The organism is Acidobacteriota bacterium, from assembly GCA_030697165.1.
Lineage (GTDB): Bacteria > Acidobacteriota > Vicinamibacteria > Vicinamibacterales > UBA2999 > 12-FULL-67-14b.
In genome coordinates this window covers 19,698-45,384 of record JAUYQQ010000023.1, presented here as the reverse complement: position 1 = coordinate 45,384, position 25,687 = coordinate 19,698, and the positions used below count along the sequence as shown (strand labels likewise).

The 25,687-nt window shown below is 66.8% G+C and carries 19 protein-coding genes; 7 read left to right on the top strand and 12 right to left on the bottom strand.

Features of this window, described 5'->3' with window-relative positions; translation table 11 throughout:
• The first annotated feature begins 5 nt into the window (after positions 1-5).
• Positions 6-1,844: an oligoendopeptidase F gene (pepF, locus tag Q8T13_22355; GenBank protein MDP3720514.1), complete on the top strand. Its 1,839-nt coding sequence runs from the start codon at positions 6-8 to the stop codon at positions 1,842-1,844.
• On the opposite strand, the gene Q8T13_22350 is transcribed toward pepF, so the two are convergent.
• The 4 genes from Q8T13_22350 to Q8T13_22335 form a co-directional block, all read right to left on the bottom strand.
• Complete coding sequence (locus Q8T13_22350; protein MDP3720513.1) at positions 1,841-4,567, bottom strand: ABC transporter permease; 2,727 nt, start codon at positions 4,565-4,567, stop codon at positions 1,841-1,843. The genes pepF and Q8T13_22350 overlap by 4 nt on opposite strands.
• Complete coding sequence (locus Q8T13_22345; protein MDP3720512.1) at positions 4,564-4,923, bottom strand: PadR family transcriptional regulator; 360 nt, start codon at positions 4,921-4,923, stop codon at positions 4,564-4,566. Before Q8T13_22345 ends, Q8T13_22350 begins: the two co-directional genes overlap by 4 nt.
• Positions 4,924-5,034: 111 nt before the next feature.
• Positions 5,035-5,649: a transposase gene (locus Q8T13_22340; GenBank protein MDP3720511.1), complete on the bottom strand. Its 615-nt coding sequence runs from the start codon at positions 5,647-5,649 to the stop codon at positions 5,035-5,037.
• A gap of 134 nt (positions 5,650-5,783) precedes the next feature.
• A complete protein-coding gene (locus tag Q8T13_22335) occupies positions 5,784-7,094 on the bottom strand; it encodes a PQQ-binding-like beta-propeller repeat protein (GenBank protein ID MDP3720510.1) in 1,311 nt (436 codons plus the stop codon).
• 76 nt (positions 7,095-7,170) lie between these two features.
• On the opposite strand from Q8T13_22335, the gene Q8T13_22330 reads away from it, so the two are divergent.
• Genes Q8T13_22330 through Q8T13_22320 form a run of 3 tightly spaced genes read left to right on the top strand, consistent with a single transcriptional unit; the run spans position 7,171 to position 10,417 of the window.
• A complete protein-coding gene (locus Q8T13_22330) occupies positions 7,171-8,115 on the top strand; it encodes a metalloregulator ArsR/SmtB family transcription factor (GenBank protein ID MDP3720509.1) in 945 nt (314 codons plus the stop codon).
• A gap of 53 nt (positions 8,116-8,168) precedes the next feature.
• Positions 8,169-9,686 carry an adenosylhomocysteinase gene (ahcY, locus tag Q8T13_22325; protein MDP3720508.1) on the top strand — a complete coding sequence of 506 codons (1,518 nt, stop codon included), beginning with the start codon at positions 8,169-8,171 and terminating at the stop codon, positions 9,684-9,686.
• Positions 9,687-9,688: 2 nt separating this feature from the next.
• Positions 9,689-10,417, top strand: a complete 729-nt coding sequence (locus Q8T13_22320; protein MDP3720507.1) for a GDSL-type esterase/lipase family protein — start codon at positions 9,689-9,691, stop codon at positions 10,415-10,417.
• Here Q8T13_22320 and Q8T13_22315 read toward each other — a convergent pair whose 3' ends face one another.
• The 4 genes from Q8T13_22315 to Q8T13_22300 form a co-directional block, all read right to left on the bottom strand.
• A complete protein-coding gene (locus Q8T13_22315; GenBank protein ID MDP3720506.1) occupies positions 10,418-11,428 on the bottom strand; it encodes a dihydroorotate dehydrogenase-like protein in 1,011 nt (336 codons plus the stop codon).
• Positions 11,429-11,432: 4 nt separating this feature from the next.
• Positions 11,433-15,023 carry a pyruvate:ferredoxin (flavodoxin) oxidoreductase gene (gene nifJ, locus Q8T13_22310; GenBank protein ID MDP3720505.1) on the bottom strand — a complete coding sequence of 1,197 codons (3,591 nt, stop codon included), beginning with the start codon at positions 15,021-15,023 and terminating at the stop codon, positions 11,433-11,435.
• Between the two features lie 8 nt (positions 15,024-15,031).
• A complete protein-coding gene (locus Q8T13_22305) occupies positions 15,032-16,666 on the bottom strand; it encodes an NAD(P)-binding protein (GenBank protein ID MDP3720504.1) in 1,635 nt (544 codons plus the stop codon).
• Positions 16,667-16,986: 320 nt separating this feature from the next.
• Positions 16,987-18,210 carry a YkgJ family cysteine cluster protein gene (locus Q8T13_22300; GenBank protein MDP3720503.1) on the bottom strand — a complete coding sequence of 408 codons (1,224 nt, stop codon included), beginning with the start codon at positions 18,208-18,210 and terminating at the stop codon, positions 16,987-16,989.
• Positions 18,211-18,230: 20 nt separating this feature from the next.
• Here Q8T13_22300 and Q8T13_22295 point away from each other — a divergent pair, with 20 nt between their 5' ends.
• A complete protein-coding gene (locus Q8T13_22295) occupies positions 18,231-19,379 on the top strand; it encodes a beta-eliminating lyase-related protein (protein MDP3720502.1) in 1,149 nt (382 codons plus the stop codon).
• 9 nt (positions 19,380-19,388) lie between these two features.
• Here the strand turns inward: Q8T13_22295 and Q8T13_22290 are convergent, their stop codons facing one another.
• Entirely contained in the window at positions 19,389-21,599 is a 2,211-nt protein-coding gene (locus Q8T13_22290; protein MDP3720501.1) for a protein kinase, read from the bottom strand.
• 113 nt (positions 21,600-21,712) lie between these two features.
• Here Q8T13_22290 and Q8T13_22285 point away from each other — a divergent pair, with 113 nt between their 5' ends.
• Together Q8T13_22285 and Q8T13_22280 are read left to right on the top strand one after the other, a co-directional pair.
• Entirely contained in the window at positions 21,713-22,147 is a 435-nt protein-coding gene (locus Q8T13_22285) for a hypothetical protein (GenBank protein ID MDP3720500.1), read from the top strand.
• Between the two features lie 20 nt (positions 22,148-22,167).
• On the top strand, positions 22,168-22,614 hold the full coding sequence (locus Q8T13_22280; protein MDP3720499.1) for a hypothetical protein: 447 nt from the start codon (positions 22,168-22,170) through the stop codon (positions 22,612-22,614).
• 49 nt (positions 22,615-22,663) lie between these two features.
• Here Q8T13_22280 and Q8T13_22275 read toward each other — a convergent pair whose 3' ends face one another.
• From Q8T13_22275 to Q8T13_22265, 3 genes are read right to left on the bottom strand one after another with little or no spacing between them, the layout of a single operon-like run.
• The gene (locus Q8T13_22275; protein ID MDP3720498.1) at positions 22,664-23,284 is read right to left on the bottom strand and encodes a hypothetical protein; all 621 of its coding nucleotides are present in this window, start codon (positions 23,282-23,284) and stop codon (positions 22,664-22,666) included.
• A gap of 8 nt (positions 23,285-23,292) precedes the next feature.
• A complete protein-coding gene (locus tag Q8T13_22270) occupies positions 23,293-24,576 on the bottom strand; it encodes a hypothetical protein (GenBank protein ID MDP3720497.1) in 1,284 nt (427 codons plus the stop codon).
• Positions 24,576-25,664, bottom strand: a complete 1,089-nt coding sequence (locus Q8T13_22265; protein ID MDP3720496.1) for an MBL fold metallo-hydrolase — start codon at positions 25,662-25,664, stop codon at positions 24,576-24,578. The genes Q8T13_22270 and Q8T13_22265 overlap by 1 nt, the downstream gene beginning before the upstream one ends.
• Positions 25,665-25,687 lie beyond the last annotated feature (23 nt).

The following is a 25,687-nucleotide window of genomic DNA, read 5'->3' as shown; positions in this document are numbered from 1 at the left end:
GCCGGATGCCTTCGCCCGCCTCGGCGCCGTCGACCCAGGTTCCCACGCGCGAGTCTCTCGATCCCCGCTACACCTGGGATCTGACGTCGATCTTCCCGAACTGGGAGGCATGGGAGGCGGCGTTCGCGGACCTCGACGCCGGGATCGAGGCCTACAGGCAGTATCAAGGGACTCTCGCGCAGGGCGCCGATCAGCTGCTGCGGGCCTTGAAGGACCGCGACGACCTCGACCAGTTGAGCTACCGCGTGTGGTATTACCCCGCGCTGCAGTACGACGAAGACCAGCGCAACAACACCGTCAACGCCAAGCGGCAGCGTGTCCAGTTGCTGTTTGCCAAGTGGCAGCAGGCGATCTCGTGGTTCCAGCCGGAGCTGTTGCAGCTGCCGATCGAGGCGGTGCGCGAGTGGATGGCGGAATCGCCGGCGCTCGGCCTCTACCGCTTTGCCGTCGAGGAGGTGTTCCGGCTGCAGGCGCACGTGTTGAACGAGCAGGGCGAGAAGCTGCTGTCGCTGTCGGGACGCCTCGGCGGCGTGCCCAAAGATTCGTACGCGGCGCTGTCGACGGCCGATGCGCGCTTTCCGACCATCACCCTGTCGAACGGTGAATCGGTCGAGGTCAGCTACGGGCAGTACCGCAAGTTGCTGGCGACCTGCCGCGCCCAGGCCGACCGCAAGCTGGCGTACGAAGCGTTGTACGACACCTACCTCGGCACCATCAACACCTACGCCACGCTCTACAACGGCGTCATGCAGAGCGACTGGTTCGAGGCCCGCGCCCGCGGCTACCGGACCACGCTCGACGCGGCGCTGTTTGGCAACGCCATTCCCACCAGCGTCGTGGAGAACCTGATTCGCGAGGCCAAGCACGGCGTGGCGCCGTTCCGGCGCTACCACCAGCTGCGCAAGCGCGTGCTCGGGCTTCAGGACTATTACGTCTTCGACGCCTTCGTGCCGCTGGTCGATTCGAACGAGCGTTACCGCTATGACGAAGTCCTTGACTGGATCATCGAAGCGGTCGAGCCGCTTGGCGCCGAGTATCAGGCACGGGTGCGCAAGGCGTTTGCCGAACGCTGGATCGACGTCTACGAGAACCAGGGCAAGCGCAGCGGCGCGTACTCGGCGCCGGTCTACGGCGCCAACCCGTACATGCTGCTGAACTACAACGACACGCTCGACGCCGTGTTCACGCTGGCCCACGAGCTGGGCCACTCGATGCACACGCTGCTGGCGCAGGAAACCCAGCCGTTTGTCTATTCCGGCTACACCATCTTTGTCGCCGAAGTGCCCTCGACCCTCAACGAGGCGCTGCTGCTCGAGCTGATGCTGGCGCGCGCCAAGACGCGCGAAGAACGGGCGGTGCTGCTGCAACACGCCATCGACAACATCGTCGGCACCTTCTACAACCAGGTGTTGTTTGCCGACTTCGAGCTCGAGGCGCACCGGCTGGTCGAGGCCGATCAGCCGATTACCGCCGAAACCCTGAGCGCCATCTACGCGCGGTTGCTGGGCGAGTATTGGGGCGACGCGCTGTCGGCCGATACGAGGGCCCAACACACGTGGGCACGCATTCCGCACTTCTTCCAGTCGCCGTACTACGTTTACCAGTACGCGACCTGCTTTGCGTCGACCGCGCGGCTGATGGAGGAGATCGGCGGCGCCCGCGGCGCGGCCCGCGCCGAGGTCGTGACGCGTTACCTGGACCTGCTGCGGTCGGGTGGCTCGGATCACCCGATGACGCTGCTGAAGAAGGCTGGCGTGGACCTGTCGCAGCCCGACACGGTGCGAGCCGTCGTCGCCCAGCTCGACGGGTTGGTGACTCGCCTGGAAGCGGAGCTCGCGCCCTAATCGATCCGCAGCGCAGCCAGCGGATCGATCCGCATCGCGCGACGGGCCGGCACCACCGCCGCGAGCGTGGCAATCAGCAACAGCGTGACCGGCACCACCACGAAGGTCAGTGGGTCGAACGACTCGATGCCGTACAACTGGCTGTCGAGCAGTGGTGCGAGCGGCAAAGAAACTGCCAGGCCGAGCGCGACGCCGATGCCGGCAAGCCTCGCGGCCTGGCCCACGATCATGCCCAGCAGTTCCGACGGCTGCGCGCCCAGTGCCAGGCGCACACCCACCTCGCGCGTGCGCTCGCTCACAATCAACGACATCACGCCGTAGACGCCAATCGCCGCCAGGCCCAGCGCCAGGGCGCCGAAGGCGCCGACGATCAACAGGATGAAGCGCCGCGTCGCCACCGCCTCGGCACGCAGAGCCGACATGGTGCGCATGTCGTAGAGCGGCAGGTTCTTGTCGATCTGGCGCACTTCGGCGCGCACCGTCTCAGCCAGTGTCGCCGGATCACCGGCCGTGCGAAGCACGATGAACGGCGCCACCGGTGGTCCCCCTCCCTGCAAGTAGCTGATGTATAGCTCGGGCTGCGGTTCTTCCTCGAGGCCGCCGTGGCGGATGTCGCCAATGACGCCGACGATGGTCGTCCACGCACCGGCCGGACTGGGGCCCATTCTGACGCGCTGGCCGACCGCCTCCTGGTAGGGGAACAGGCGACGGGCCATGGTCTCGTTGATGACGGCCACCGGCGGCGCGGTGGCGACGTCAGTGGGATTGAAGTTGCGTCCCCGGCGGATGGGGATGCCCATGGTCTCGAAATAGTCGTGCATGGCGCGGCGGAACTGCACCTCGGGGAGTTCAGAGCTCGGGACCGGGCGTCCGTCGATCTGGATCGAGGTGGTGACCGACGTGCTGCCAAGCGGCACGCGGGTGGTGCCGCCTGCCGACACCACCCCGGGCAGGGCCTCCATGCGAGCGAAGAAGTCGCGGTAGAAGGCCAGACGATCGGGGCTGGTGGCGAGGCGTGGCGGCAGGTTCATCTGCCAGGTCAGCAGCTGCGCCGTTTCGAAGCCTGGATCGACGTTCGTCACGGAGAGGAAGCTGCGCAGCAGCAGGCCGGCACCGGTGGTGATGGCCACGGCGAGCGCGACCTCGGCGACCACCAGCCCGGCCCGGGTGCGCCGGCGCAGCGCGCCGCCGACGGTACCGCGGCTGGAGTCCTGCAGGCTGGCCTGCGGATTGACGCTGGCCGAGCTGAGGGCCGGCAGCACGCCGACCAGAATGCCGGTCAGTATCGTCGTCAGTCCGGCCGCGAGCAGCACTTCCCAGTTCACGCTCACTTCGTTCATGCGGGGCAGGTTGGCCGGAGCCAGGGCGACCAGGCCCCGGAGCGTCCACCACATCACGACCATGCCGACCAGTCCGCCGGCGAGGGCGAAGAGAGCGCTCTCGGTGAGCAACTGCCTGGCGAGGCGCGCCCGGCCGGCGCCGAGCGCGGCCCGGGTCGCGAGTTCCTTCTCGCGCGCGATGCTTCTGGCGAGCAGGAGGTTGGCGACGTTGACCGAGGCCATCAGCAGCACGAAGCCGATGCCGGCCAGCAGGATCATCAGCGCCGGACGGATCGTGCCCACCGACTGATCAATCGACGAGACCACCGTCGCGCTCCAGCCCTTGTTCGTCTCGGGATAGCTCTGTTCGAGCTGCGACGCGATCGTCCGCGCATCGGCCGCGGCCTGCTGTTCGGAGACGCCGGCCTTGAGCCGCCCGATCGCGCCCAGCCAGTGCACGTTGCGTACGATCTGGCCCGACTGATTCAGCATGCGGTTGTTCACGGCCATCGGGCCCGAGAAGGCAATGGGCAGCCACATGTCGACGCCGGTGACCCTCGTGAAGCCGCTGGGGCCGAGCATGCCGCTGTAGGGGAAGACGAAGTCCGGCGGCATGACCCCGAGCACTTCCAGCGACTGGCCCGAGACCGACAGCACCTGGCCGACGATGTTCGGGTCGCCGCCAAAGCGGCGGCGCCAGTAGCCGTCGCTCAATACGACGACGTCTGATTCTTCGCCCATCGTGAACGTGCGGCCAAGCGCAGCGGTACGCCCGAGCATGTTGAACATGTTCGACGTGACGAAGACCGAGTAAGCGACTTCGGTGCCGCTGTCGGTGACAAGCTGCGTCGGCGTCACGAACGTGAAGTAGCCCTCGAGGCCGTCGAGTGTCGTGTTCAGCCTTTGGAAGTCGAGGAAGTTGGCCGGCGACAGGGGGTTACGCGGCCGGTCTTCGGTGGTGTTGTGGCTCCACAGGTTCACCAGCCGCCCGTCATCGCGATAGGGCAGCGACTGCAGCAACACGCCGTTGACCACCGCGAAGATCGCGCTGGTGGCGCCGATACCGAGCGCCAGCGCCAGCACCGTCAGCGCGCTGAACACCGGGGTCTTGATCGCCAGCCGGAGAGTGTGACGGATGTCGGCGCGAAGGGTATCCCAGAGCATGAAGTGTCTCCCTGCGGGCTCGTAAAGATGTGGAGTGGCGTTCGGGAACATCGTCCAGCGCACGGCGGCCGCCCAGCGCTCGCCGATTCCGTTGGCCACCAGCGCCGGCAAGGCGAGACCACGACGCCGAAAGTCGTCGCGCATCTCGACGCCGAACCGTCGCCGAAACGCGCGTGGATAGGCCAGCAGTGCGAGGTTGAACAGGAATTCCGCGATCAGCGACCGCTTTGGGGTACTCACGGCCGTGCGCCCTTCAGCAGGCGACGGGTGCGGGCCGCCGTCAACTGGCCCTCGAGCCGTCCCACTTCCGCTCGCGCCACCGCGACGCCTCGGGCGGTCAGCCGGTAATAGCGCCGCCGCTCATCGCCGCTCGATGGGGCCGGCGGATCGCGCAGTTCTTCGATCAGGTCACTTTCGAGCAGCCGCGCCAGCGCCCGGTAGAGCGTTCCGGCGTGCAGCGACACCGCGTCGCCCGAGCGGGTCTCGACTTCCTGCAGAATGCTGTAGCCATGCCGCTCGCCATCGGCGAGGGCCAGCAGGATCTCGAAGGCGACTGGAGTTAGCGGTAGAAAGCTTTCGGCCCTGAATTTGTCCATACGCTCTGAGACTATACGCTCAAAGCACATAGACGGTCGAACTGCCAATAAGGTTGCAGGGACGAACATCCGCGTAATTGTCTCGGGGCCTGGCACGGTTACGCCCCGTTCTTACGCGGTTCCTGCGCGCCGCCGCTCTCGCCGGATCGCAATCGGTGACCATTTCCGGAGTCGGTTGTGGATGTCCTCAAGGTCCGCCGGCTTCATGACCTCGTCGACTTGCTCCAGCCAATTGTCGGGTAGCGGGAGGGGGCCCGGGTCCAAGATTCCCCGTTCGGTCCCGAGCCGCTCGGCGAGACTGGACCATTCCCACTGACTAGCGGAGGTGACCAAGCCGGCGCGCGCCGGGTTCGCCTCTACGTACTTCAGGGCTCGAAAATAGTAGGCTTCCGACTCGATCAGAAACGCGTGGTACCGGTGTTGGTAAACGTGGCCTTGCCCGACCGTACCCGTCGACTTCCGCCAGCGGATGGAATGGGTGGTGCCAAGCCGATGGAGGAATGCGGCCATCGCGTTGGGCTCCTCCGGCCACAACACAAAATGCCAGTGATTGGGCATCAGGCAGTAGGACACGACGCGGATGGGGCATTGGCCCTTCGCCCATGCAATCAGGTCGAGGAACTCGCCGAAGTCGCTGGGCGATGCGAACAAGCAGCGGCGATCGTTACCGCGATTGATGACGTGATGAACACTGCCGGGTGGCGAGTATCGAGTGGCTCGCGGCATGGGGACCTCCGGCCGTGACGCTCGCAAACTCGAGGCCATCCACAGGGAGCCCAACCAAAGCGCAGAAAGTGCGCGTTTCGAAGTTGAGGGGTTGCAGCAAATGCAACAAAACAGCGTGTAACCGTGCCAGGCCCCTACATGCCGATCCGGTACAGGTAGCGAAATCCTCGGAGGTACAGCTCGTGGTCCACCAGCGCCGGCGACGCATCGAACCCGTCGTCGAGCGTATTCTCCGCAAGCACCTCGTAGGTGGTTCCGTGCTTGATGACCGTGGTCACGCCGTCGCGGCTGACGATGTAGACGCGGCCATCAGCGCCGACGGGCGAGGCAAACACTTCGGGCGCTTTCGCCATGCGCAGCGACTGGTAGTGGGGCTTGCCGCTGACCGCGTCAAACGCCGACAGCAGGCCGTTGTTGGATTTCAGGAAGTACAGGATGTTGTCGTAGAGCAAGGGCGATGGCACGTACGGCGTGTCGCGATCCAACTGCCAGGCGATCGCGCCGGTCGTGCTGATATCGCCTTTGGCGTCGTTCAGCTTGATGGCTTTGAGGTTGTTGCCGCGAAAGCCGCTCATGACGAACACCATGCCGTGGCCGAAGACCGGTGACGGGATCACGTTCATCGTCGTGCCCGGACCCTCCCACACGATCTTGCCGGTCTCGAGGTCGTAACTCCGCACGCGGTTCATCGCGTTGACGATCACCTGCTGACGGCCGGCGTGCTCAACGACCAGCGGTGTCGCCCACGTGTCCATTTCATCGCGCGAAGTGCGCCACAGTTCCTTGCCGGTGGCCTTGTCGAGCGCGACGATGAACGACGGGCCGGGAATGTGATCCCAGACGACCACCAGGTACTTGCCGTGGAGCGCCGGCGTCGACCCCTCGCCGAACTGGTTGCGCATCTGCTTGTCGCCGAAATCGGTCTGCCACAGGAGCTTGCCCTGCAGATCGTAGGCATAGAGCCCGCGCGACTCGAAGTAGGCGAAGAGGTGCGTGCCGTCGGTCACTGCGGAGCTGGAGGCCCAGGACCCGTTGTCCTGGTGCGCCGCCTCGTGGGGCTCTTCTTCGCGAGCGATCCGCTCCCACACCGTCTTGCCGGTGGCGCGATCGATCGCCATCACCTTGTATTGATGGACGCCGCGCTGCGGCAGGGCGCCACGCGGTTCGTGCTGGGCCGGGCCGGTGATGCCGGCGGGAACCGCGGTCAGTACGTAGAGCCGGTCGCCCCACACCACCGGCGACGCCGAACCGCGGCCCGGAATTTCGACCTTCCACTTGATGTTCTTGGTTTCGCTCCACTCCACAGGCGGCTTCGCCGACTTCGAGACGCCCGTCATCGACGGCCCCCGCCACTGCGCCCAATACCGCTCGTCGCTCGCCGAGCCGTGAAGCACTACCAGTGGGAGGGCGAGGAGGGCAGCCAGCACGGCCAATCGTGTTCGCATGGTGCGAAATACTGCCATGGCTTGACGAGCGCTTACGTCACGGGGTATTATCTCGTTCATCCGGATTAACGGATAAATGACGCAAATCCTTGACCACATGGCCGCGCTGGCCGACCCGATTCGCTGCCGGATGCTTCTGCCTCTCGAACGGCACGAACTGACGGTCAACGAGATCTGCTCGGTGCTCCAGCTGCCCCAGTCCACCGTCAGCCGTCACCTGAAAACGCTGGCTGACGATGGGTGGGTGGTGTCGCGCCGTGACGGCACGAGCCGCTTCTATGGCATGACGCTGGAGGTCCTCGACTCCGGCGCTCAGCGGCTGTGGCCGCTCATTCGTGAACAGGTCTCGGCCACCAATGGCGCCGAGCAGGACGAGCGGCGGCTGAAGAGCGTGTTGTCGCGGCGCCGGACGAAGTCGGAGGAGTTCTTTGCCTCGGCCTCAGGGCAGTGGGACCACCTTCGCGCCGAGCTGTTCGGCGACAACTTTCACCTCTACGCCATGCTGGCGCTGATTGAGCCGACGCTGACGGTTGGCGACCTGGGCTGTGGTACCGGACAGGTGAGCGAGCTGGTCGCGCCGCATGTGGCGAAGGTGATCGCCGTCGACGGCTCCACCGACATGGTGCAGGCCGCCCGCAAGCGCTTGAAGGGCGCCACCCATGTTGACGTCCGCCGCGGCGACCTGGCCGCGCTGCCGATCGATGATGGCCAGCTGGATGTCGGAATCCTCGCGCTGGTGCTGCATCACGTGCCCGAGCCCATCCGCGCCCTGGCCGAAGTCAGCCGCGTGCTCAAGCCGGGAGGGCGCGTGCTGATTGTCGACATGCTGCCCCACGACCGCGAGGAATATCAGCACCAGATGGGACACGTCTGGCTCGGCTTCTCTGAGAAGACCATCAAGAAACATCTCGAAGCGGCCGGCTTCGAGAAGCCTGTCATCGCGCTGCTGCCGACCGAAGCGGCCGCCAAGGGCCCCAGTTTGTTTGTCGCAACGGCGAAGAAGACTTCAAAGAACGAATAGCGAGTAACGAACGCAACAAGGAGACAGAAGTTATGGCAACTGCAGTGAACGAAATGCACGCGTTTGACCTGGCCAAGAAGGCCGGCCGTGAACCCTTCAAGGTGCGCGACCTTGGCCTGGCCGAGTTTGGCCGCAACGAGATTCGCCTCGCCGAGCACGAGATGCCCGGGCTGATGGCGCTGCGCACGCGCTATGCCGGCCAGACGCCGCTGGCCGGCGCCAAGATCATGGGCTCGTTGCACATGACCGTGCAGACCGCCGTGCTGATCGAAACGCTGACCGCGCTCGGCGCCGACGTGCGCTGGGTGAGCTGCAACATCTTCTCGACGCAGGACAGCGCCGCCGCCGCGGTGGCCGTCGGCCGTCCCGAGTCCGGTGGCAGCGTCGCCAACCCGCGCGGCACCCCGGTGTTTGCGTGGAAGGGCGAGACGCTCGCCGAATACTGGTGGTGCACGGTCGAGGCCCTGATGTGGCCCGATGGCAGCGGCCCGACCATGATTCTCGACGACGGCGGCGACGCGACCCTGTTCGTGCACAAGGCGCTCGAGTACGAGAAGGCCGGCAAGATCCCGGCGTTCAATCCCGACCAGGATCCCGAAGAGTGGGGCGTGATTCTCGAGACGCTCACCAAGGAACTGAAGGCGCGTCCGGGCGTGTGGTCGAAGATCGCCCTCGGCATCAAGGGTGTCAGCGAAGAGACCACCACCGGCGTGCACCGCCTGTATGAGATGACCGCCGCCAACACGCTGTTGTTCCCGGCCATCAACGTCAACGACTCGGCGACCAAGAGCAAGTTCGACAACCTCTACGGCTGCCGCCACTCGCTGAGCGACGGCCTCAACCGCGCCAGCGACGTGATGCTGTCGGCGAAGGTCGCGGTGGTGTTCGGCTATGGCGACGTCGGCAAGGGCTGCGCCCAGGCGCTCAAGGGCCAGGGCTGCCGCGTGATCGTGACCGAAATCGATCCGATCTGCGCGCTGCAGGCGGCGATGGAAGGCTACCAGGTCACGACCATCGAGGAGGTGGTCGAAACCGCCGACATCTTCATTACGGCGACGGGCAACAAGAACATCCTGACCGTTGAGCTGATGAAGCGCATGAAGGACAAGGCCATCGTCGGCAACATCGGCCACTTCGACAACGAGATCGACATGGCCGGCCTCGCCAAGGGCGGCGCCAAGCGCGTGCAGATCAAGCCGCAGTACGACGAGTGGATCTTCCCGGCCGAAGGCAAGCGTCCCGAGCACAGCATCCTGGTGCTGGCCGAAGGCCGCCTGCTGAACCTGGGCTGCGCCACCGGCCACCCCTCGTTCGTGATGTCTTCGTCATTCACCAATCAGGTGTTGGCGCAGATCGACCTGCACCTGAGCATGAACGGCAAGCCGACGCTGTCGGGCACCCACTACGACGCCAACCGCGTCTACATCCTGCCGAAGAAGCTGGATGAAGAAGTGGCGCGCCTGCACCTCGGCAAGCTGGGCGTCAAGCTCACGACGCTGAGCAAGGAACAGGCCGACTACATCGGGGTCGCGGTCGAAGGCCCCTACAAGTCGGCGCACTACCGCTACTAGCCATGAGACAGCCGTGGGTGTGGGTGGCCTGTTGCTGCGCGGTGCTGACCGCGTGCGGCGGGTCCACCCCGACCGGCCCGTCGACCTCGCCGACTTTGTCCCGAACGCGATTCCTCGCGTTCGGCGACAGCATGACGTCCGGAGAGGTGACTAATCCCGTTGGCGGCGTCGGTGGCACCTCGTCCCATCACCCGATGGTCCTGGTGCCGGCCGCGTCGTATCCCTCGCGCTTGCTCTCGCTGCTGCAAGAACGCTACGTCCTCCAAGCGGCTTCGTTGTCGGTAATCAACGCGGGCAAGTCCCTCGAGACGGCACAGGAGGGCGCCGTGCGGTTTCCCGGTGTCTTTGCCGAGAGCCGGGCCGAGGCGGTGTTGTTGATGGAGGGTGTAAACGGGCTGGACATAGCCGGGCCCGACTTCTCGACCGACTTCATTCGGAGCATGGTGCACGTTGCCAAGGCCGGTGGCGCTCGCGTATTCGTCGCCTCGACGCTGCCGACGATTACCGGCCGGCCGCGGTCCAAGCTTCCCGCGGAACTCGTTGTCTATAACACCAGGTTGCAGCAAATGGCGCTCGCCGAGCAGGCCGTGTATGTGGATCTTTACAATACCCTGTTGCCTGAAGCCAATACGGTGATCGGCGCCGATGGCTTGCACCCGACCGAGGCGGGCTACAAGCGCATGGCCGACGTGTTCTTCGCTGCGATCCAGGCAAACCTGGAAGTGAAGTAGTCAGCGTCCTCGCTGCTGTGGCTCCCAGCTCTGGAGCACCTTCATGTAGTTTGCCCGCTCGAACGCGGCGGGATCGGCGACCCGCTGCTGGCTCATCGACCCTTTGATCTGCGCCACCGAGGTGAAGCCCTTGCGATCGAGCCAGGCGGCCAGTCCGGCCACGAGCGTGCTGGCGTGCGACGGCCCGTGCTTGAGCAGCGCCGACGTGGTCATGGTCACGTCGGCGCCGGCGAGCAGGTACTTCGCCACTTCCGTGGCCGTGTGCACCCCGGTGGTCGCCGCCAGTGAGGCCTCCACGCGGCCGTGCAGAATGGCCAGCCACAACAGGGGCAGCCGGATCTCGGCCGGCGAACTCAGTTCCGCGGTGGGCATGACCTCGAGCTGGTCGAGATCGAAGTCCGGCTGGTAGAAGCGGTTGAACAGCACCAGCCCGCGGGCGCCGGCTGCCACGAACCGGCGCGCCATCTCGCCCGTGGCCGAGAAGAACGGGCTCAACTTCACGGCGACGGGAATCGGCACGGCACCGCACACGGCCGCCACGGTCTCTTCGTAGCGCCGTTCCACGTCGCGGCCCGTGGCCAGCGGATCCGCGGGAATGTGGAAGAGGTTCAGTTCGATGGCGCTGGCGCCGGCCTCGTGCATCAACTGGGCATAGTCGACCCAGCCGGTATCGGTCAGGCCATTGAGACTGGCAATCACCGGCACGCCAACCGCCTTCCGCGCGCGGCGGACCAGGTCGAAGTAAGCCCCGGGACCGGCCGCGAAGTCGCCCATGGCCGGGAAGTACGACTCCGCCTCGGCGGTACTCTCGGCGCCGGCGGCGGTCAACCGCTCGATCGCCGTGTTCTCCCGTTCAATCTGCTCCTCGAACAGCGAGAACAAGACAATCGCCGACGCGCCGCCGTCTTCGAGCCGGCGAATGCCGTCGAGATCGTGGGACAAGGGCCCGGCCGACGCCACCACGGGGTGGGCGAGGGGCAAGCCAAGATAGGTCGTGCGCAAGTCGGGCATGGGGTTACCTCAGGTGAGCCAAATCTTCGTACTGTTTCCACTTGCGATCGACCGCGGCTTGCGCCGATCGCAGCAGGGCTTCGCCGCGCGGCGGATCGCTCAGCAGCAGCATCCGGTAGCGCAGTTCCTGCTCGGCATAGCTGCGGAACGGCATGGTCGGGCGCACCGAATCGAGCGTGAACGGCGGCTCGCCGCCGGCGCGCAGCTCCGGGTTGTAGCGAACGAGCGGCCAGTAGCCGCTGTGCACGGCGCGTGACTGCTGATCGAGGCCGTGCCGCATGTCGATGCCGTGCGCGATGCAGTGCGAGTAGGCGAGGATCAGCGACGGCCCCTCGTAGGCTTCGGCTTCGCGGATCGCGTCGAGCGTCTGCTGCGGGTTGGCGCCCATGGCGATGCGGGCCACGTAGACACTGCCGTAGGCCATGGCCTGCAGGGCCAGGTCCTTCTTTTCCGTCGTCTTGCCGGCGCTGGCAAACTTGGCCACCGCGCCAAGCGGCGTGGCCTTGGACGCCTGGCCGCCGGTGTTGGAGTAGACCTCGGTATCGAGGACCAGGACATTGACGTCGCGGCCGCTGGCCAGGACGTGATCGAGGCCGCCTGATCCGATGTCGTAGGCCCAACCGTCGCCGCCGATGATCCACACGCTGCGCCGCACCAGCTGGCCCGCGATGACGGCCAGTTGGCGCGCCAGCGGATCGTCGATGGCGGCCAGCCGCGACTCGAGTGCGGCGACCCGCGCGCGTTGCTGGCGAATGTCGTACTCCGTGCGCTGCGGCGCCGACTGTAACGCAGCGACCAGTTCGTCGCCCACGGCGCCGCGCAGCCGATCGAGCAGCCGCCGCGCGGCGGCCAGCTGGTGGTCGGCGGCGAGCCGCATGCCGAGGCCGAACTCGGCGTTGTCTTCAAACAGCGAGTTGGCCCACGCCGGGCCGCGGCCCTCGCGGTTGACCGCCCACGGTGTCGTCGGCAGGTTGCCGCCATAGATCGACGAACAGCCCGTGGCGTTGGCCACCACCATGCGATCGCCGAACAGCTGCGAGACCAGCTTCAGGTAGGGCGTCTCGCCACAGCCGGCGCAGGCGCCCGGGAACTCGAACAGCGGTTCCAGCAGTTGCGTGCCACGCACCGTGGAGAAATCCACGTGGCCGCGCTCGGTGAGTGGCAGCGTCTCGAAGAAGGCGGTACGGGCGCGGACCGGAGCGAGGTCAGCGTCGCGCGTGGTCATGTTGATGGCCCGCTGGCCGCTGACCGACGGATGCCTGACCGGGCACACCTCGACGCAAAGTCCGCAGCCGGTGCAGTCTTCCTCGTAGACCTGCAGCGTGTAGCGCGTGTCGGGAAATCCGCGCGCCTCGATCGGCGCCGAGGCAAAACCCGTGGGCGCCTGGTCCAGGTGGCGTGCGCCATAGACCTTGGCGCGAATCACCGCATGCGGGCACACGAACGAGCAGTTCCCGCACTGGATGCAGATGCCCGCATCCCACGCCGGCACTGCGTCAGAGATGCCGCGCTTCTCCCACCGCGAGGTGGCGCTCGGGAAGGTGCCGTCCACCGGGAAGGCGCTCACCGGCAACTCGTCGCCGCGCCCGGCGAGCATCACGGCGACGACGTCGCGGACGAACGCGGGCGCGCCAGCGGCCACGATCGGCAGGAGCCGGCGCGTGCCGGTCGCGGTCGTCGGCACCGGCACTGCGGCCAGGGCCGCCAGCGTGCGGTCGACCGCCTCGAAGTTCTTGCGCACGACCTCGGTGCCCTTGGCCTGGTAGGTCTTCTTGATCGACGTCTTAATCTTGGCCATGGCCTCCTCGCGCGGCAGCACGCCGGAGACCGCGAAGAAGCAGGTTTGCAGCACCGTGTTGGCGCGCGAGCCGAGACCGGCGTCGCCGGCCACGCGGTCGGCGTCAATCGTCCACACCTTCAGGCCCTTGGCGATGATGGCGTCCTGCGCGGTTCGCGGCAGCCGGTCCCACACTGCCGCCGGCGCCCATGGACAGTTGAGCAGCAGCGTGGCGCCCTGGGCCGCGATGCCCAGCAGGTCGAGCTTCTCGATGAACGCGAACTGGTGGCAGCCGATGAACTGCGCGGCGCTGACGAGATAGGTCGAGCGGATGGGATCGGGGCCAAAGCGCAGGTGCGAGACGGTTTGCGACCCCGACTTCTTCGAGTCGTAGACGAAATACGCCTGCACGTGCACGGCCGGGTCGTCGCCGATGATCTTGATGCTGTTCTTGTTGGCGCCGACCGTGCCGTCGGAGCCGAGGCCGTAGAACACCGCGCGGAAGACGCGGTCCGATTCGGTGGCGAACGAGCGGTCCACGGGAAGGCTCGTCTCCGAGACATCGTCCGTGATGCCGACCGTGAAGTGGTTGCGCGGGGCGGCCGACGCCAGTTCATCGAAGACCGCCTTGGCCATGGCCGGCGTGAACTCTTTCGACGACAGGCCATAGCGCCCGCCCACCACGCGCGGCACGGGCGGCCCGCCGGCCGCGGCGCGCTCGGCGAGCGCCGCCACAAGGTCGAGATACAGCGGCTCGCCGGTGGCACCAGGCTCCTTGGTGCGATCCAGCACGGCCACGGCCCGTATCGACGCCGGCAGCGCCGCCAGCAGGTGGGACGGCGAGAAGGGGCGGAACAGCCGCACCTGCAACAGCCCGACGCGTTCGTGACGCGCCACCAGGTGGTCCACGACCTCGCCGGCCGCGCCGGCGCCCGAGCCCATCAGCACGATCACGCGCTCGGCGTCGGGCGCGCCGGTGTACTCGAACAGGCCGTAGTGGCGCCCGGTGCGGGCGGCGAAGCGGGCCATCGCCGCCGCCACCACCTCCGGCACGCGCTGGTAGTAGCGGTTGGCGGCCTCGCGCATCTGGAAGTACACGTCGGGATTCTGGGCGGTGCCGCGGATGAACGGACGATCGGGATTGAGCGATCGCTGCCGGTGCGCCGCGACCAGGTGCTCGTCGATGAGCGCGCGCAGGTCTTCGTCCGACAGCAGGCGGATGCGGTTGATCTCGTGCGACGTGCGGAAGCCATCGAAGAAGTGGATGAACGGCACGCGCGACTCGAGCGTCGCCATCTGCGCGATGGCGGCCAGGTCGTGGGCCTCCTGCACCGAAGCCGACGACAGTTGCGCGAAGCCGGTGGTCCTCACGGCCATCACATCCTGGTGATCGCCGAAGATCGACAGTGCGTGCGAGGCAATCGCCCGGGCCGCGACATGAAAAACCGCCGGCGTCAGTTCGCCGGCAATCTTGTACATGTTGGGGATCATCAACAGCAGGCCCTGCGAGGCCGTGAAGGTGGTGGTCAGGGCGCCGGCCTGCAGCGAGCCGTGGGCCGCGCCGGCGGCGCCGCCTTCACTCTGCATCTCGATCACCGTCGGGACGTCGCCCCAGATGTTCGGGCGGCGCTCGCCCGACCACTGGTCAGCCAGTTCGGCCATGGTGGACGAGGGGGTGATCGGGTAGATCGCGCAGACTTCGTTCAGGCGATAGGCGACGCTGGCGCAGGCTTCGTTACCGTCAACCGTCGCCAGGGCGGGCGCAGCAGGTGCGTCAGGTGCGTCGGGTGCAGCAGGTGCATCGGATGCTAGCGGCATGTCGGGCCTCAGGGGACGCTCGGTTCGCGCACCATGGAAATGGCGTGGCAGGGGCACTGCTCGAAGCAGATCGCGCAGCCGGTGCACTTGCCGTAGTCGATCTCGTAGCGGCGGCCGGGGCCAAGCTTGATCACCGCGTCTTCGGGGCAGGCAGCATAGCAACCGTCGCACTCGAAGCAGGTGCCGCACGACAGGCAGCGCGACGCCTCGAAGCGGGCCGCCGGCTCATCCCAGCCCTGGACCACCTCGCCAAACGTGCTGCGGCGCTCATCGATCGGGGCGCGGCCCTGCGGCCGGTGGGCGACATCCGTGTAGAACCACAGGTGGAGCTTCTCGTAGGTCGCGAGCGGCGGCGCGCCAGCGGCCACGGCGGTGTGTTGCCGCAGGAACGCGTCGATGTGGCGGGCGGCGGTGGCGCCGTGACCCACCGCGTAGGTCACGCTGCGCTCGGCCGGCACCATGTCGCCGCCGGCGAACAGGCCGGGCCGGCCGGTCATCATGCCGGCATCCACCGTCACCGCGCCTTCGTCCGTGAACACCACGCCTTCGACGCCGCGGAGGAAGCCGGTGTCGCTGTCCTGGCCCAGGGCCATGATCAGGTGGTCGGCGTCAATGGTCTCGAACTCGCCGGTGCCGACGGCGCGGCCGCTCGCGTCAAGCGCCATCACCTCGACGGTGACCGTGCCGTCGGACAGACCGGCGATCGAGCGGAGCCAGTGGATCTGCACGCCTTCCTCGAGGGCCTCGGTGGCCTCGAAGTCGTGCGCGGGCATGTGCTCGCGGTCGCGCCGATAGATGATGAGCGGTTCGTGCCCGAGCCTGAGCGCGGTGCGGGCCGCGTCCATGGCCGTGTTGCCGCCGCCGTAGACCGCGACGCGACGGCCGAGACGCGGTGGCGTCCCGGCTTCGACGTCCCGCAGGAACGACACGGCGTCGAGCATGCGGCCGGCATCACAGGCCGGCAGGGCCGCCCGCTTCGACAGATGCGCGCCGACCGCCGCGAACACCGCGCCGAAACCGCCGTCGCGCCATTCGGCGTCGAGTTGCTCGACCCGGTGGTTGAACTCGAACGCCACGCCCATGGTGACCAGGCGCGCGACCTCGGCGTCGAGGATCGCGCGCGGCAGCCGATAGGCGGGGATGCCGAAGTGCATCATGCCGCCGGCTACGGGACCGGCATCGCGGACCAGCACCTGGTGCCCCAGGCGCCGCAGGTGATACGCCGCCGACAGGCCGCTCGGCCCCGCACCGATGACCAGCACCTGGTGGCCCGATGCCGGTGCCCCTGGCGGCAGGGGCCAGCCCTGTCCGATGGCAAGGTCGCCGAGGAAGCGCTCGACGGAGTGAATGCTGACCGACCCGTCGAGGCGGTCGCGATTACACGACGATTCGCATGGGTGATAGCAGACGCGGCCGTGGATCGCCGGGAACGGGTTGGCCTGGACCAGCAGTTCCCACGCCTCCCGGTGTTGACCCGCGCGTGCCAGTGCCAGCCAGCCCTGGATCGACTCGCCTGCGGGGCAGGCGTGGTTACACGGGGGCAGGAGATCCTGGTAGATCGGCCGCCGACTGCGCACGGGGCCGTGCTCGGGCTTGCGATGGAGATCCGGGAGGCGCGTGAGATCGGGCGAGCGTTCGCTCATTGGTGCCCTCTGAACTCATCTTAGGCACACTGGATGAGGTGGGGTCTAGCGCAATCGGCGGCGATCGTCAGTGTTTGTCTCCGTCGGATGAGGCGGTTTCGGATCTTCGGCGCGGCGGCCCTGACGCGCCCCATGCGGATCGAGTCGCTGGCGGCGATCCCAACTCTGGTCGGCCCAACCGCGCCACTGGCACACCGGGCACCGGAACGCTCGCTTCTTCGTCAACCGGCGACGCAGCCATTCGATGGGCCCGCGCACGTGTGATCCGTTGACGGGGAAATGACCGCAGCGGGGGCAGCCCTCGAGGATTCGATACATCTTTACGGACCGGCGCTAGTCAGAGTGTACAGCGCCTCGGTACCGCCGGCCAGCCTCCCGACGACCCGTCCGAGCAATCCGCGGTCGCCGGCGTGCGACACGTCCACTGCTTCCATCAGCGCCTCGGCGAAGGTTCCGGCCTCGCCGTTCATCGCCGCCAGCGCGCAGGCGGCATTGAGAGCGGACACCGCGATCGCAAGGTCGTCCAACACGAGCCGCTCACGGGCGCCCAGGGATTCCAGGCTCGCCCGCAGGTAGTGGTAGGCGATTGGCTGTACGCCAGGTGCATTCAAATCCACGGGCCGAAGCGCCAGCGCCGAGACATCGACGCGGTCCACCTTCGGCGCGAGCCCATGCAGGTGAGCGAGCAGCCAGAACGTCTTCAGGCGGAGCGTGATTCGTGACATCGCGGGGTGGTCGAGCTTGAGCCGCATGGCCGCGACCACGAATAGAAACCCGCGTTGCAGCAGTCGGCCAATGGCGCTTGCCCGTCTGGGCGCGACGGCCTTCTGGTCGGCGGCGGCGTAGGGCACCGTCAGCCGGATGTACTCGGCGAAATCGGCGTCGGCGAGACGAGTGACGCGCGAGCGCGTCAGGTCGTCCAGCACCGCGGCCATGCGTCGCACGTTGCGCCTCAGGTCGCGCACACCTGCGTCCTCCCGGTCCAGGATCATCAACAGCCCCTCGCGCAGGATCGCAAGCGAGCGGGCCTCGATCACGCGCCCGGCGACCAGCATTCGGGGAGGCGCGGCCTGGTGATGCTGCATCAGCGATTCCGTGCGGAGCGCCTTGATGGTGGCGAGCGGAGCCGCGTCGGCGATGCGGGCGCCCCGGTTGGCTACGACGGTCGGACACCCGAAGCTGGTGGTGACGACAACGGCCTCCGGTGCCGAGTGGAATTCGAATGGGAACATCCGGCAGGTCAGCGGCTTGCGGCGCTCACCCAGTTCCTCGTGCAAGCGGCACCGGTTGGCTTCGGACAGGAAGCCACAGGCTCCGTCGGGGCGCCGGCGGATGCGCTGGTAACCGCGCCAGCCGGCGATCGGCTCGAACGGATCGCCATCGCTGCCTTCCGCGGCGTCGAGGCGAAACCACTGCGCCGCATTCCGCTCCGCGAACGCGGCGACTTCGGCGGGCGAGACCAGGATCTCCCACCGCCGGCAGCAACGCGCGCAACTCGCGCAGGAGAAGCGTTGCTCGGGATCGACGCGAAGGGAAATCGCCAACGCTGAAGTATATTCGGCGAATGAATCCGACTCGACGAAGCTTCGTTGGCACGCTAGGCGCCACCGCCGGGCTCGGGTGCCTGCCGTACCTCCCGGTCTTCGCCAGTCCCGCGGTTCAACCCGATCGCATGGTTCATACCTCTGGCGATGGCATTGGCATCTCGCCGCGCGAGTACGCCGCACTGCTGGATCGACTGTGCCAGGCCAGGGAGGTCGTGGACGACAACTACCTGCTCGGCGGTGAGGTCGCCGCGTTCGAGCAACACTGGGCGACGCTGCTGGGCAAGGAAGCCGCCGTGTTCATGCCTTCGGGCACCCTGGCCAATCAGCTGGCGTTGCGGGTGCTCGCCGGACCGAACCGCCGCGTCATTGTTCCCGAGGTGAGCCACATCTATAACGACACGGGCGATGCGTGTCAGACCTTGTCGGGGCAGACGCTCATGCCACTCGCGGTGGGCCAAGCCACGTTTACGCGGGCTGATGTCGAGGGTGTCCTCGCGCGCACGGCCGGCGGCCGGGTCGCCACCGATGTTGGTGCGATTGTGATCGAGAGCCCGATACGCCGCCTGACAGGACAGATGTTCGACTGGGAGGAGGCGAAGCGCATCTCCGCATTTGCGCGCGAGAAGGGTATCGGGATGCACCTCGATGGCGCCCGGCTGTTCATCGCGTCCGCGTACACGGGAATTTCGCCCGCCGAGTACGCCGCCCACTTCGATACCGTGTACGTCTCGCTGTGGAAGTATTTCAACTGCGGGATTGGCGCGATCCTGGCCGGTCCGAAACGCGTACTCGACGGGATGTTTCACGTCCGCCGGATGTTTGGTGGCAACCTGGCAGTCGGATGGAATGCGGCGTTGGTCTGCCGGCATTTCATGGACGGATTCGACGGGCGTTTGAGGAGCGCTGTCCAGACCTCCGAGGCGTTTTATGCGGCGATGGCGAACCATCCGCGCCTTGCCATCGAGCGCATCCCGAACGGCACCAACCTGGCCCGTGTCACCTTCAAGAACGTGAATGCCGCCGACGTGGCCAAGCGGCTGGCCGAACGCGGCATCGCCATGTCAGCGCCGCAGGGCCCCGCGACGCTGACGTTCGCCGTCAACGAAACGTGGCACCGCCTGCCGGCTGCGGACCTGATCCGCGCCTTCGAGCAGGCGCTCGGCTAAGCGCCGAGGTTAGGGCTTGGCGGGCGGGTGGGCCACCGAGTCGATCAGGCGGTGATAGCGCGCATCCGTGCGGAGGGCCGTCAATTCCGGGTCGCTGGCGACGTCGGCCACGGCGTAACCAGCCTCCAACGCGCGGCGAAGGCTTGTGAGTGCGAGGTCGCGCGCGCCCCCCAATTCAAAAACCACCGTCGTCCGAAACAGCACCTGCGCCGTCAGGTTCGGTCGGGCGACGACTCCTGCGACCGTTTTGAGTGCGCCTGACGTGTCTCCCAACTTCACGAGATAGACGGCGTGCCGGCTTTCAAGGTCAGCGTCGCCTTGCTTCTTGGCCATCTGCTGCTGAATCAGTTCGCTCGCGCGCCGATAGGCCGCCGGCGCGTCGGGGCGCCGGCCTGGCGCCCAGCGATAGCCGTCGCCAAGATTGCCCCAGTACAGGTGGCTGTTGGCGCTGAGCTCGACGGCCTTTTCGAAGGCCGCCACGGCGTCGGTGTAACGGCCCTGGAAGAACCGAATGGTGCCGAGATTGGTGTAGGTCGCCGCCGCCGGACGGATCTCGAGGGCCCGTTGCAGAATTGAGGCAGCCTCGTCAGGACGGCCGGTCAGGAAGTACGCACCGCCCAGGTTGCGCATCACCACCGCGTTGTCCGGCGTCAGTTTCAGCGCGGCCTCCCAATGCGTGACCGCCTCGGCGTATCGCGCGCGCCTGAAATGAAACTGCGCGAACTCGCCTTGCGGACGCCACTCCTGTGGTCCGAGTTGGATGGCCCGGAGGAACGACGCTTCGGCCTCCCGGTCCAAATTTTGAGCCGCGGAGTTCAGTGCGAGCCCAAGATGCGGGAACGGGTTGACCGGGTCGAGGTCGGCGGCCCGGCGGAACGCGTTCGCGGCTTCAGGTCGCTCAGCGGCTTCGAGCAGGACAAAGCCCATGGCGACGTGCCCGGCTGCGAGGTCGGAATTCAAGGCGATGGCGCGCTGGGCGTTCTCGCGCGCGAGCTTCATCCACTGAGGATCGGGATTGGTCTGTTGCTTGCGGAGATACGCGGAGGCCAGGTGTGCATGCGCGATTGCCGACGTGGGGTCTTCGGTGAGCACTCGCTCCAGTTGCGTGATCGCGCGATCGGCGTTGCCATCACGATCGGGTCGCGCCAGCAAGGCACCGGCGCTCCGCGTGAGCTCGACGGCGCCGACGGGTTCATTGGCGACCTCCGTTGCCGAGGTGGCGCTGCCGGCGCTCCCGGCCGCACGCGATCGCCAGGCCACCGCGCCGCCCGCAATCGTCGCGGTCACGAGGACGGCGATGGCCAGCCAGCGCCGGCTGCGTCCTGCCGGAGCGATCGGCGCCGGTGGTGACGAGTTGGCCACCGTCGCCGCGCTGTCGGCTGTGCCGCCAGCGAGCACTATGGCAACCTCGGTCATGTTGGGAAACCGGTTCTCCGGTTTCTTTTCGAGCGCCCGCGCGGAAATCGCCCGCAGCGCCGGCGGGGTATCGGGTCGCAGCGCCTCGAGTTGCGGCGGTTCCGAGAAATGCAGCTGGTGCAGGACCTCAGACAGCGTCTTGCCCGCGAACGGCAACCTTCCCGAGAGCATCTCGTACAGGATGACGCCGAACGAAAAGACGTCCGACCGCGCATCGACATGGTCGCCGATGGCCTGCTCGGGCGACATGTAGCCGAGCGTGCCCAGCGTGGTGCCCGCGCGCGTCAGCGCCATCTGGGTCGCCATGTCGGTGGCGGCCGAGGCATCCGACGGATGGCTGACCTTGGCCAGGCCAAAGTCGAGGACCTTCACCAGGCCATCGTTGGTGACCATGATGTTGCCGGGTTTGAGGTCGCGGTGAACGATGCCGGCGCGGTGCGCCCGCCCAACCGCTTCGGCGATCTGCAACGCGTAGCGTTGCACCAGGTCGATTGCCATCGTGCGTTGCTGGAGCAGTCCGCCGAGGGTGCGGCCCTCGACGTACTCCATGGCGATGAAGTCGATGCCCTGGTCGGAATTGATTTCGTAAATGGTGATGATGTTCGGGTGGTTCAGCGCCGAGGCCGCGCGGGCCTCGCGAAAGAAGCGTTCCTTGCGCAGCACCGCGTCGGTGTCGCCGGCCGGCAACACCTTGAGCGCCACGTCGCGCTCGAGGATGGTGTCCCGCGCCAGCCAGACCTCTCCCATGCCGCCCTGCCCAAGGCGGCCTGTAATGAGGTACTGGCGGAGGGTTCTGCCGATCATGCTGTGTGAAGTCTCGGGACGCCTTTCGCTTCCCCCTACGGCTGAGCTGAGTGTAGACTCTGCGGGTTCGACACGCCAGCGTTCCCGGCGCGTTGCATTCTACAAGGAGAGGCATGGCCACTTACACGTGCTCGTACGTCATTCCCGGCGCCGGCCGCGGCGGGCGATTGACCGGCAACGGCCTCGGGGCTTCGGCGCCCGTTCTGGGTGCCAGGGATGTCCTGCAGGTGTCACTCCGGTGGGCCGGCACGCCCAGCAGCGCGCCCGCAAGCCTCACGGGGTACTTCGTGATCTCGCCGGCGGCGGGCGCCGATCCCGGTCAGTCCGCGCCGTCGCCGTTCAAGGACGGCAACAATTATCGCTGCCTCTTGACCCAGGTGGCGAACTCGTCGCCCGGTAATGGCGGCGCGACCTACAACTTTGCCGGACTGATTTACTTCGGTGGCCAGGCGGGCAAGTACGAGCTGACCTTCGTTGCCGAGGCCGGGACCAACACGCCAACACCGACGCAATGGTCCGCGGATCCCGAGTTCGACACCAGTAACTAGCCCCCTGAGGAGTGACGAACATGCCACAGCAATACTCTTGCAACTTCACCATTCCCGCGGGATCGGTCGCAACCGGTGGCAAGCTGGATGGCGGATTCGACAATGGTCGTGCACCGGTCCTTCAGAGCGGCGATAGCATCGCGATCACGGTTGCGTATCCGGCCGCGAGCGGGTCGCCGCTGACGCTGACAGGTACGACCGTGTTTACCGAGTCGCAACTAGCCTTGACGAACCAGACCACCGCAACGCCATTCGTGAGAGGTGGGGCGAACGGCAATTTCCTCTGCCTGTCGTCGCAGGAAGCGACCGGCGCCGTGCTTGGCGACCTCACGGTGTATGCCTTTCCGCCCATGGTGTACGGCGGCGGGTTGCCGGGTAGCTACGAGGTGACGTTTGTCGCGTCCAATAACGCTGCGTCGCCGCCCATCCAGTGGTCGGAAGATCCGGAGTTCGACACCAGCAACTAGCCGTATCCCGCGCCTGAGTGATCTTGCCGTCCAGGATCTCGGAGGCGCGCTACTGTCCCCAGGCCGGCGGCGGCGTTGGCACGGCCGTGGTCAGGTCGAACTCGACGCGGAACTTGCGGCCGCCCGGGCGCGTCAGCTCGTAGGCGAACAGCTGGCCCGGGTGCAGCTCCATGGCCCACGTGTTGGTGTTCGACACCTCACGCTTCTCACGCGTGAACAGCGCCTGCGAGTCTTCGTCCACCGGAAACTCCTGGCGGGTCGCCGTGCCGGGAGCGGTGGACTGTCCGCCGTACATCGTCAGCACATCGCTCGTGCCGTCCTCGTGCCGGTGGTCGTGCTTCAGGCGAAGCCGGTCGCCGACGAGCGTCAGGACAAACGTCCGCGAGCGATCCTCGCCGACATGAAACGGCACCAGCACCCGGCCCGGCTCGCAGGTGCGCACGTGCATGATGAGGTTGCGGCCCTCGAAGGCATCGTTGGGCTGCGGTGGCTGATTCGTCACCACCCGCCCGGCGTACGCCTGACCGCACACGGTCGCGAGGCGCGCCAGGAACTCGGCCGCCGCGGGCGTCGCCGCGGCCGCGGCCGGTGCGGGTGCCGATTGGGGGCCGGCGCAACCGGCAAGGAGGGTGGCGACCAGCACGAGCCAGACCTGACGCAAAATGGGCATAGCCAATTCTATCCTCCGCCACCGCCGAAACGTGGGTTGACGACGTTGTTGTTGATCGACCCGAAGCGGTAGGTGAAGCCCACCGACATGAAGAAGCGATACGACGTCGCGAGCTGGCGCTGGCGCGCGATGATTTCCTCGTCGGTGGCTTCGTTGCGTCTCAAGTAGAACTGGTCGTGCAGGATCTGGTAACTGCCATCAAGACGCAGCGAGAGTCCGCGTGTAATTCGCAATTCGTTGTCGGCAAACAGGGCCAGGCGATACTTGTCGGCATCGCCGACGTAGTAGGCGCCCTCGACCGTGACGCTGACCGTGCCGAAGGGCTGCCTGAGGTTCAAATACGTCATCACCGTCTGGTCCCACTTGGTCTCCTCGGTCTTGCCGTAAATCGTGACCTCGTCGTAGACAAAACGGTTGAGACCGGTGGTCCACTGCACGGTCAGTTGACGATTGGTGGAGTCGCTGTAAGGAAAGACGTTGTACTCGACACCAGGCGCCGCCCGCAGGTTCAGCTTCTGGTTGTTGAAGCTGCTGCGTGATGTGCCGAGCTTGCCGGCAACCGACCAGTGATCCCCCAGGCTCCTCACAGCCAGGCCATTGACGTTCCACCCGCGGCGAAACGAGCGAAACGTCTCGCCGTCGCTCAGCTCGTACGAGCTTTCGTTGTAGCTGACACCCGCGTTGAAGTTGAGTTTCCACTCCGCGGTGGTGCGGTTCGCCGATTGGTGGGCGTTGAGGTTCTGGAAATCGCTGGTGGCTTCGCCGTTCAGGTTGAGGTTGAAGTTGGTGCGGAAGACCCAGTAGTTCCACGGGTCGGCGGCGGGGGTGGTCTGACGCCCCGGTAACGCGGCTGAGGCCGCGGCCACGCTCAGGGTCGTCCCGATCGGTGTCGCGGCCGCAAACCGTGCCAGGCCCAACGCAAAAACCTGCGTCAGGATGCGTCGGCGGCCATCGTCGGTCTCGGCCGCCTCGCTGTGGCGCCGCAGGGTGTCTTCCTGTCCCACCCATTGACCATGGCCGATGAACCGGACCGTGTACTCCGTGCCGCCGCCGCCGGTGCCCTGCCCGGTGACCAGCACATGCACGTCAGCGTCTTTCTGGTCGCGGACATGGTCCACCCACGCCAGCTCGGTCCGGAAGAACTCCTGGTCGCAACCGCCGGCGCGGCAGTCCAGGAAGACCCGCAGGGGCCGATCGAGCGGCTGAATGGCCGGGAGCCCTTGTCCGGCGGTGCCGCCTGCCGGCAGGATCACGCTGAGGACGACGGCCAGGACCAGCGGATGCAGCGCCACTAGCGGACTTTGCCCTCGAGGATCTCGTATGCCCGCCGCATCCCGTGGTTCGGTGTCAGGCCGGTCGTCCGGATCATCGGGTAGTTGACGGCGTTGCCGCGCAGGTCCACCTGCTTCGCCGCCTCTTCCCACGGCGTGCCCGCCTTGTGAAATTTCTGCGCCTGTGCCCAGAAGTCGCGCATGTACGCCTGCCAGTGATCCAGCTTCGCCATGTCGGTAAACGCGGCGCCGTGCCCCGGCAGCACGGTGCCGAGGTCAAGTTTCTTGAGGGCCTCGATCGTGTCGATCCACTCCGGGATGAACGCATCGCCCATGTACGACGTGCCATTGACCAGCAGGTCGCCGGTGGCGACCATGCGCTCCTTCGGCAGGTAGACGACGACGTCGCCGGCGGTGTGGGCGCGGCCGAGGAACATGATGCGGACCTCGCGCGCGCCGAGGTGCAGCGTCATGGTCTCGGTCAGTGTCAACGTCGGCGGCGTCGGCTTCACCCCGTTGGTGCCTTCGAGATGATTCCGCTGGATGTCGATCTGGTTCTGGATGGTGGCGCGCGTCTTGTCGTCGGTGGCGGCGGCCAGGCGCGCCTCGAGTCCCTGGATCGCGGCCGGCACGCCGCCGACATAGAACTCGCGGGCAGGGGAGTCCTGCGACTTGCCGGCGACCATCTGCTGCCGCGCGAACTCGTGGCCGATGATCTGCACCTCGGGGCCGTAGATCTGGTTCCCGTGCGAGTGATCGAAATGGTAGTGCGAGTTGACCACCCAGCGAATGGGCTTGGGCGTGATCGCCTTCAGCTCTTCGCGCAGCGCCCACGCGCCGCCCGGCGATACCTGCGTGTCAACGACCAGCACGTCCCGGTCGCCTTCGATGATGGTGGCGTTGGACATCACCACCAGGCTGCCGGTGCCGACGGCGTGATAGACGCCGTCAGTGACCTTGTTGATGGTCCACGCCGTCCCCTTGTAGTTGGTGCCGGGCGGGCGCGTCTCGGCCGGTGAGCCCTGCCGGGCGGCCACCGGCCCGAAGGCCAGGGCCATGACGCCGAAGGCGGCAATGGTCAGGAGCAGGAGCGGTCGCTGGCGGATCATGGTGTCGGGATTCTACCTGAACC

What these genes read in the sequence shown, in the direction of transcription:
- pepF (MDP3720514.1), top strand. Translation starts at nt 6, where the DNA reads ATGCCTTCGCCCGCCTCGGCGCCGTCGACCCAGGTTCCCACGCGCGAG.
- Q8T13_22345 (MDP3720512.1), bottom strand. Translation starts at nt 4,923, where the DNA reads ATGGACAAATTCAGGGCCGAAAGCTTTCTACCGCTAACTCCAGTCGCC.
- Q8T13_22340 (MDP3720511.1), bottom strand. Translation starts at nt 5,649, where the DNA reads ATGCCGCGAGCCACTCGATACTCGCCACCCGGCAGTGTTCATCACGTC.
- Q8T13_22335 (MDP3720510.1), bottom strand. Translation starts at nt 7,094, where the DNA reads ATGCGAACACGATTGGCCGTGCTGGCTGCCCTCCTCGCCCTCCCACTG.
- Q8T13_22330 (MDP3720509.1), top strand. Translation starts at nt 7,171, where the DNA reads ATGACGCAAATCCTTGACCACATGGCCGCGCTGGCCGACCCGATTCGC.
- ahcY (MDP3720508.1), top strand. Translation starts at nt 8,169, where the DNA reads ATGCACGCGTTTGACCTGGCCAAGAAGGCCGGCCGTGAACCCTTCAAG.
- Q8T13_22320 (MDP3720507.1), top strand. Translation starts at nt 9,689, where the DNA reads ATGAGACAGCCGTGGGTGTGGGTGGCCTGTTGCTGCGCGGTGCTGACC.
- Q8T13_22315 (MDP3720506.1), bottom strand. Translation starts at nt 11,428, where the DNA reads ATGCCCGACTTGCGCACGACCTATCTTGGCTTGCCCCTCGCCCACCCC.
- nifJ (MDP3720505.1), bottom strand. Translation starts at nt 15,023, where the DNA reads ATGCCGCTAGCATCCGATGCACCTGCTGCACCCGACGCACCTGACGCA.
- Q8T13_22305 (MDP3720504.1), bottom strand. Translation starts at nt 16,666, where the DNA reads ATGAGCGAACGCTCGCCCGATCTCACGCGCCTCCCGGATCTCCATCGC.
- Q8T13_22295 (MDP3720502.1), top strand. Translation starts at nt 18,231, where the DNA reads ATGAATCCGACTCGACGAAGCTTCGTTGGCACGCTAGGCGCCACCGCC.
- Q8T13_22290 (MDP3720501.1), bottom strand. Translation starts at nt 21,599, where the DNA reads ATGATCGGCAGAACCCTCCGCCAGTACCTCATTACAGGCCGCCTTGGG.
- Q8T13_22285 (MDP3720500.1), top strand. Translation starts at nt 21,713, where the DNA reads ATGGCCACTTACACGTGCTCGTACGTCATTCCCGGCGCCGGCCGCGGC.
- Q8T13_22280 (MDP3720499.1), top strand. Translation starts at nt 22,168, where the DNA reads ATGCCACAGCAATACTCTTGCAACTTCACCATTCCCGCGGGATCGGTC.
- Q8T13_22275 (MDP3720498.1), bottom strand. Translation starts at nt 23,284, where the DNA reads ATGCCCATTTTGCGTCAGGTCTGGCTCGTGCTGGTCGCCACCCTCCTT.
- Q8T13_22265 (MDP3720496.1), bottom strand. Translation starts at nt 25,664, where the DNA reads ATGATCCGCCAGCGACCGCTCCTGCTCCTGACCATTGCCGCCTTCGGC.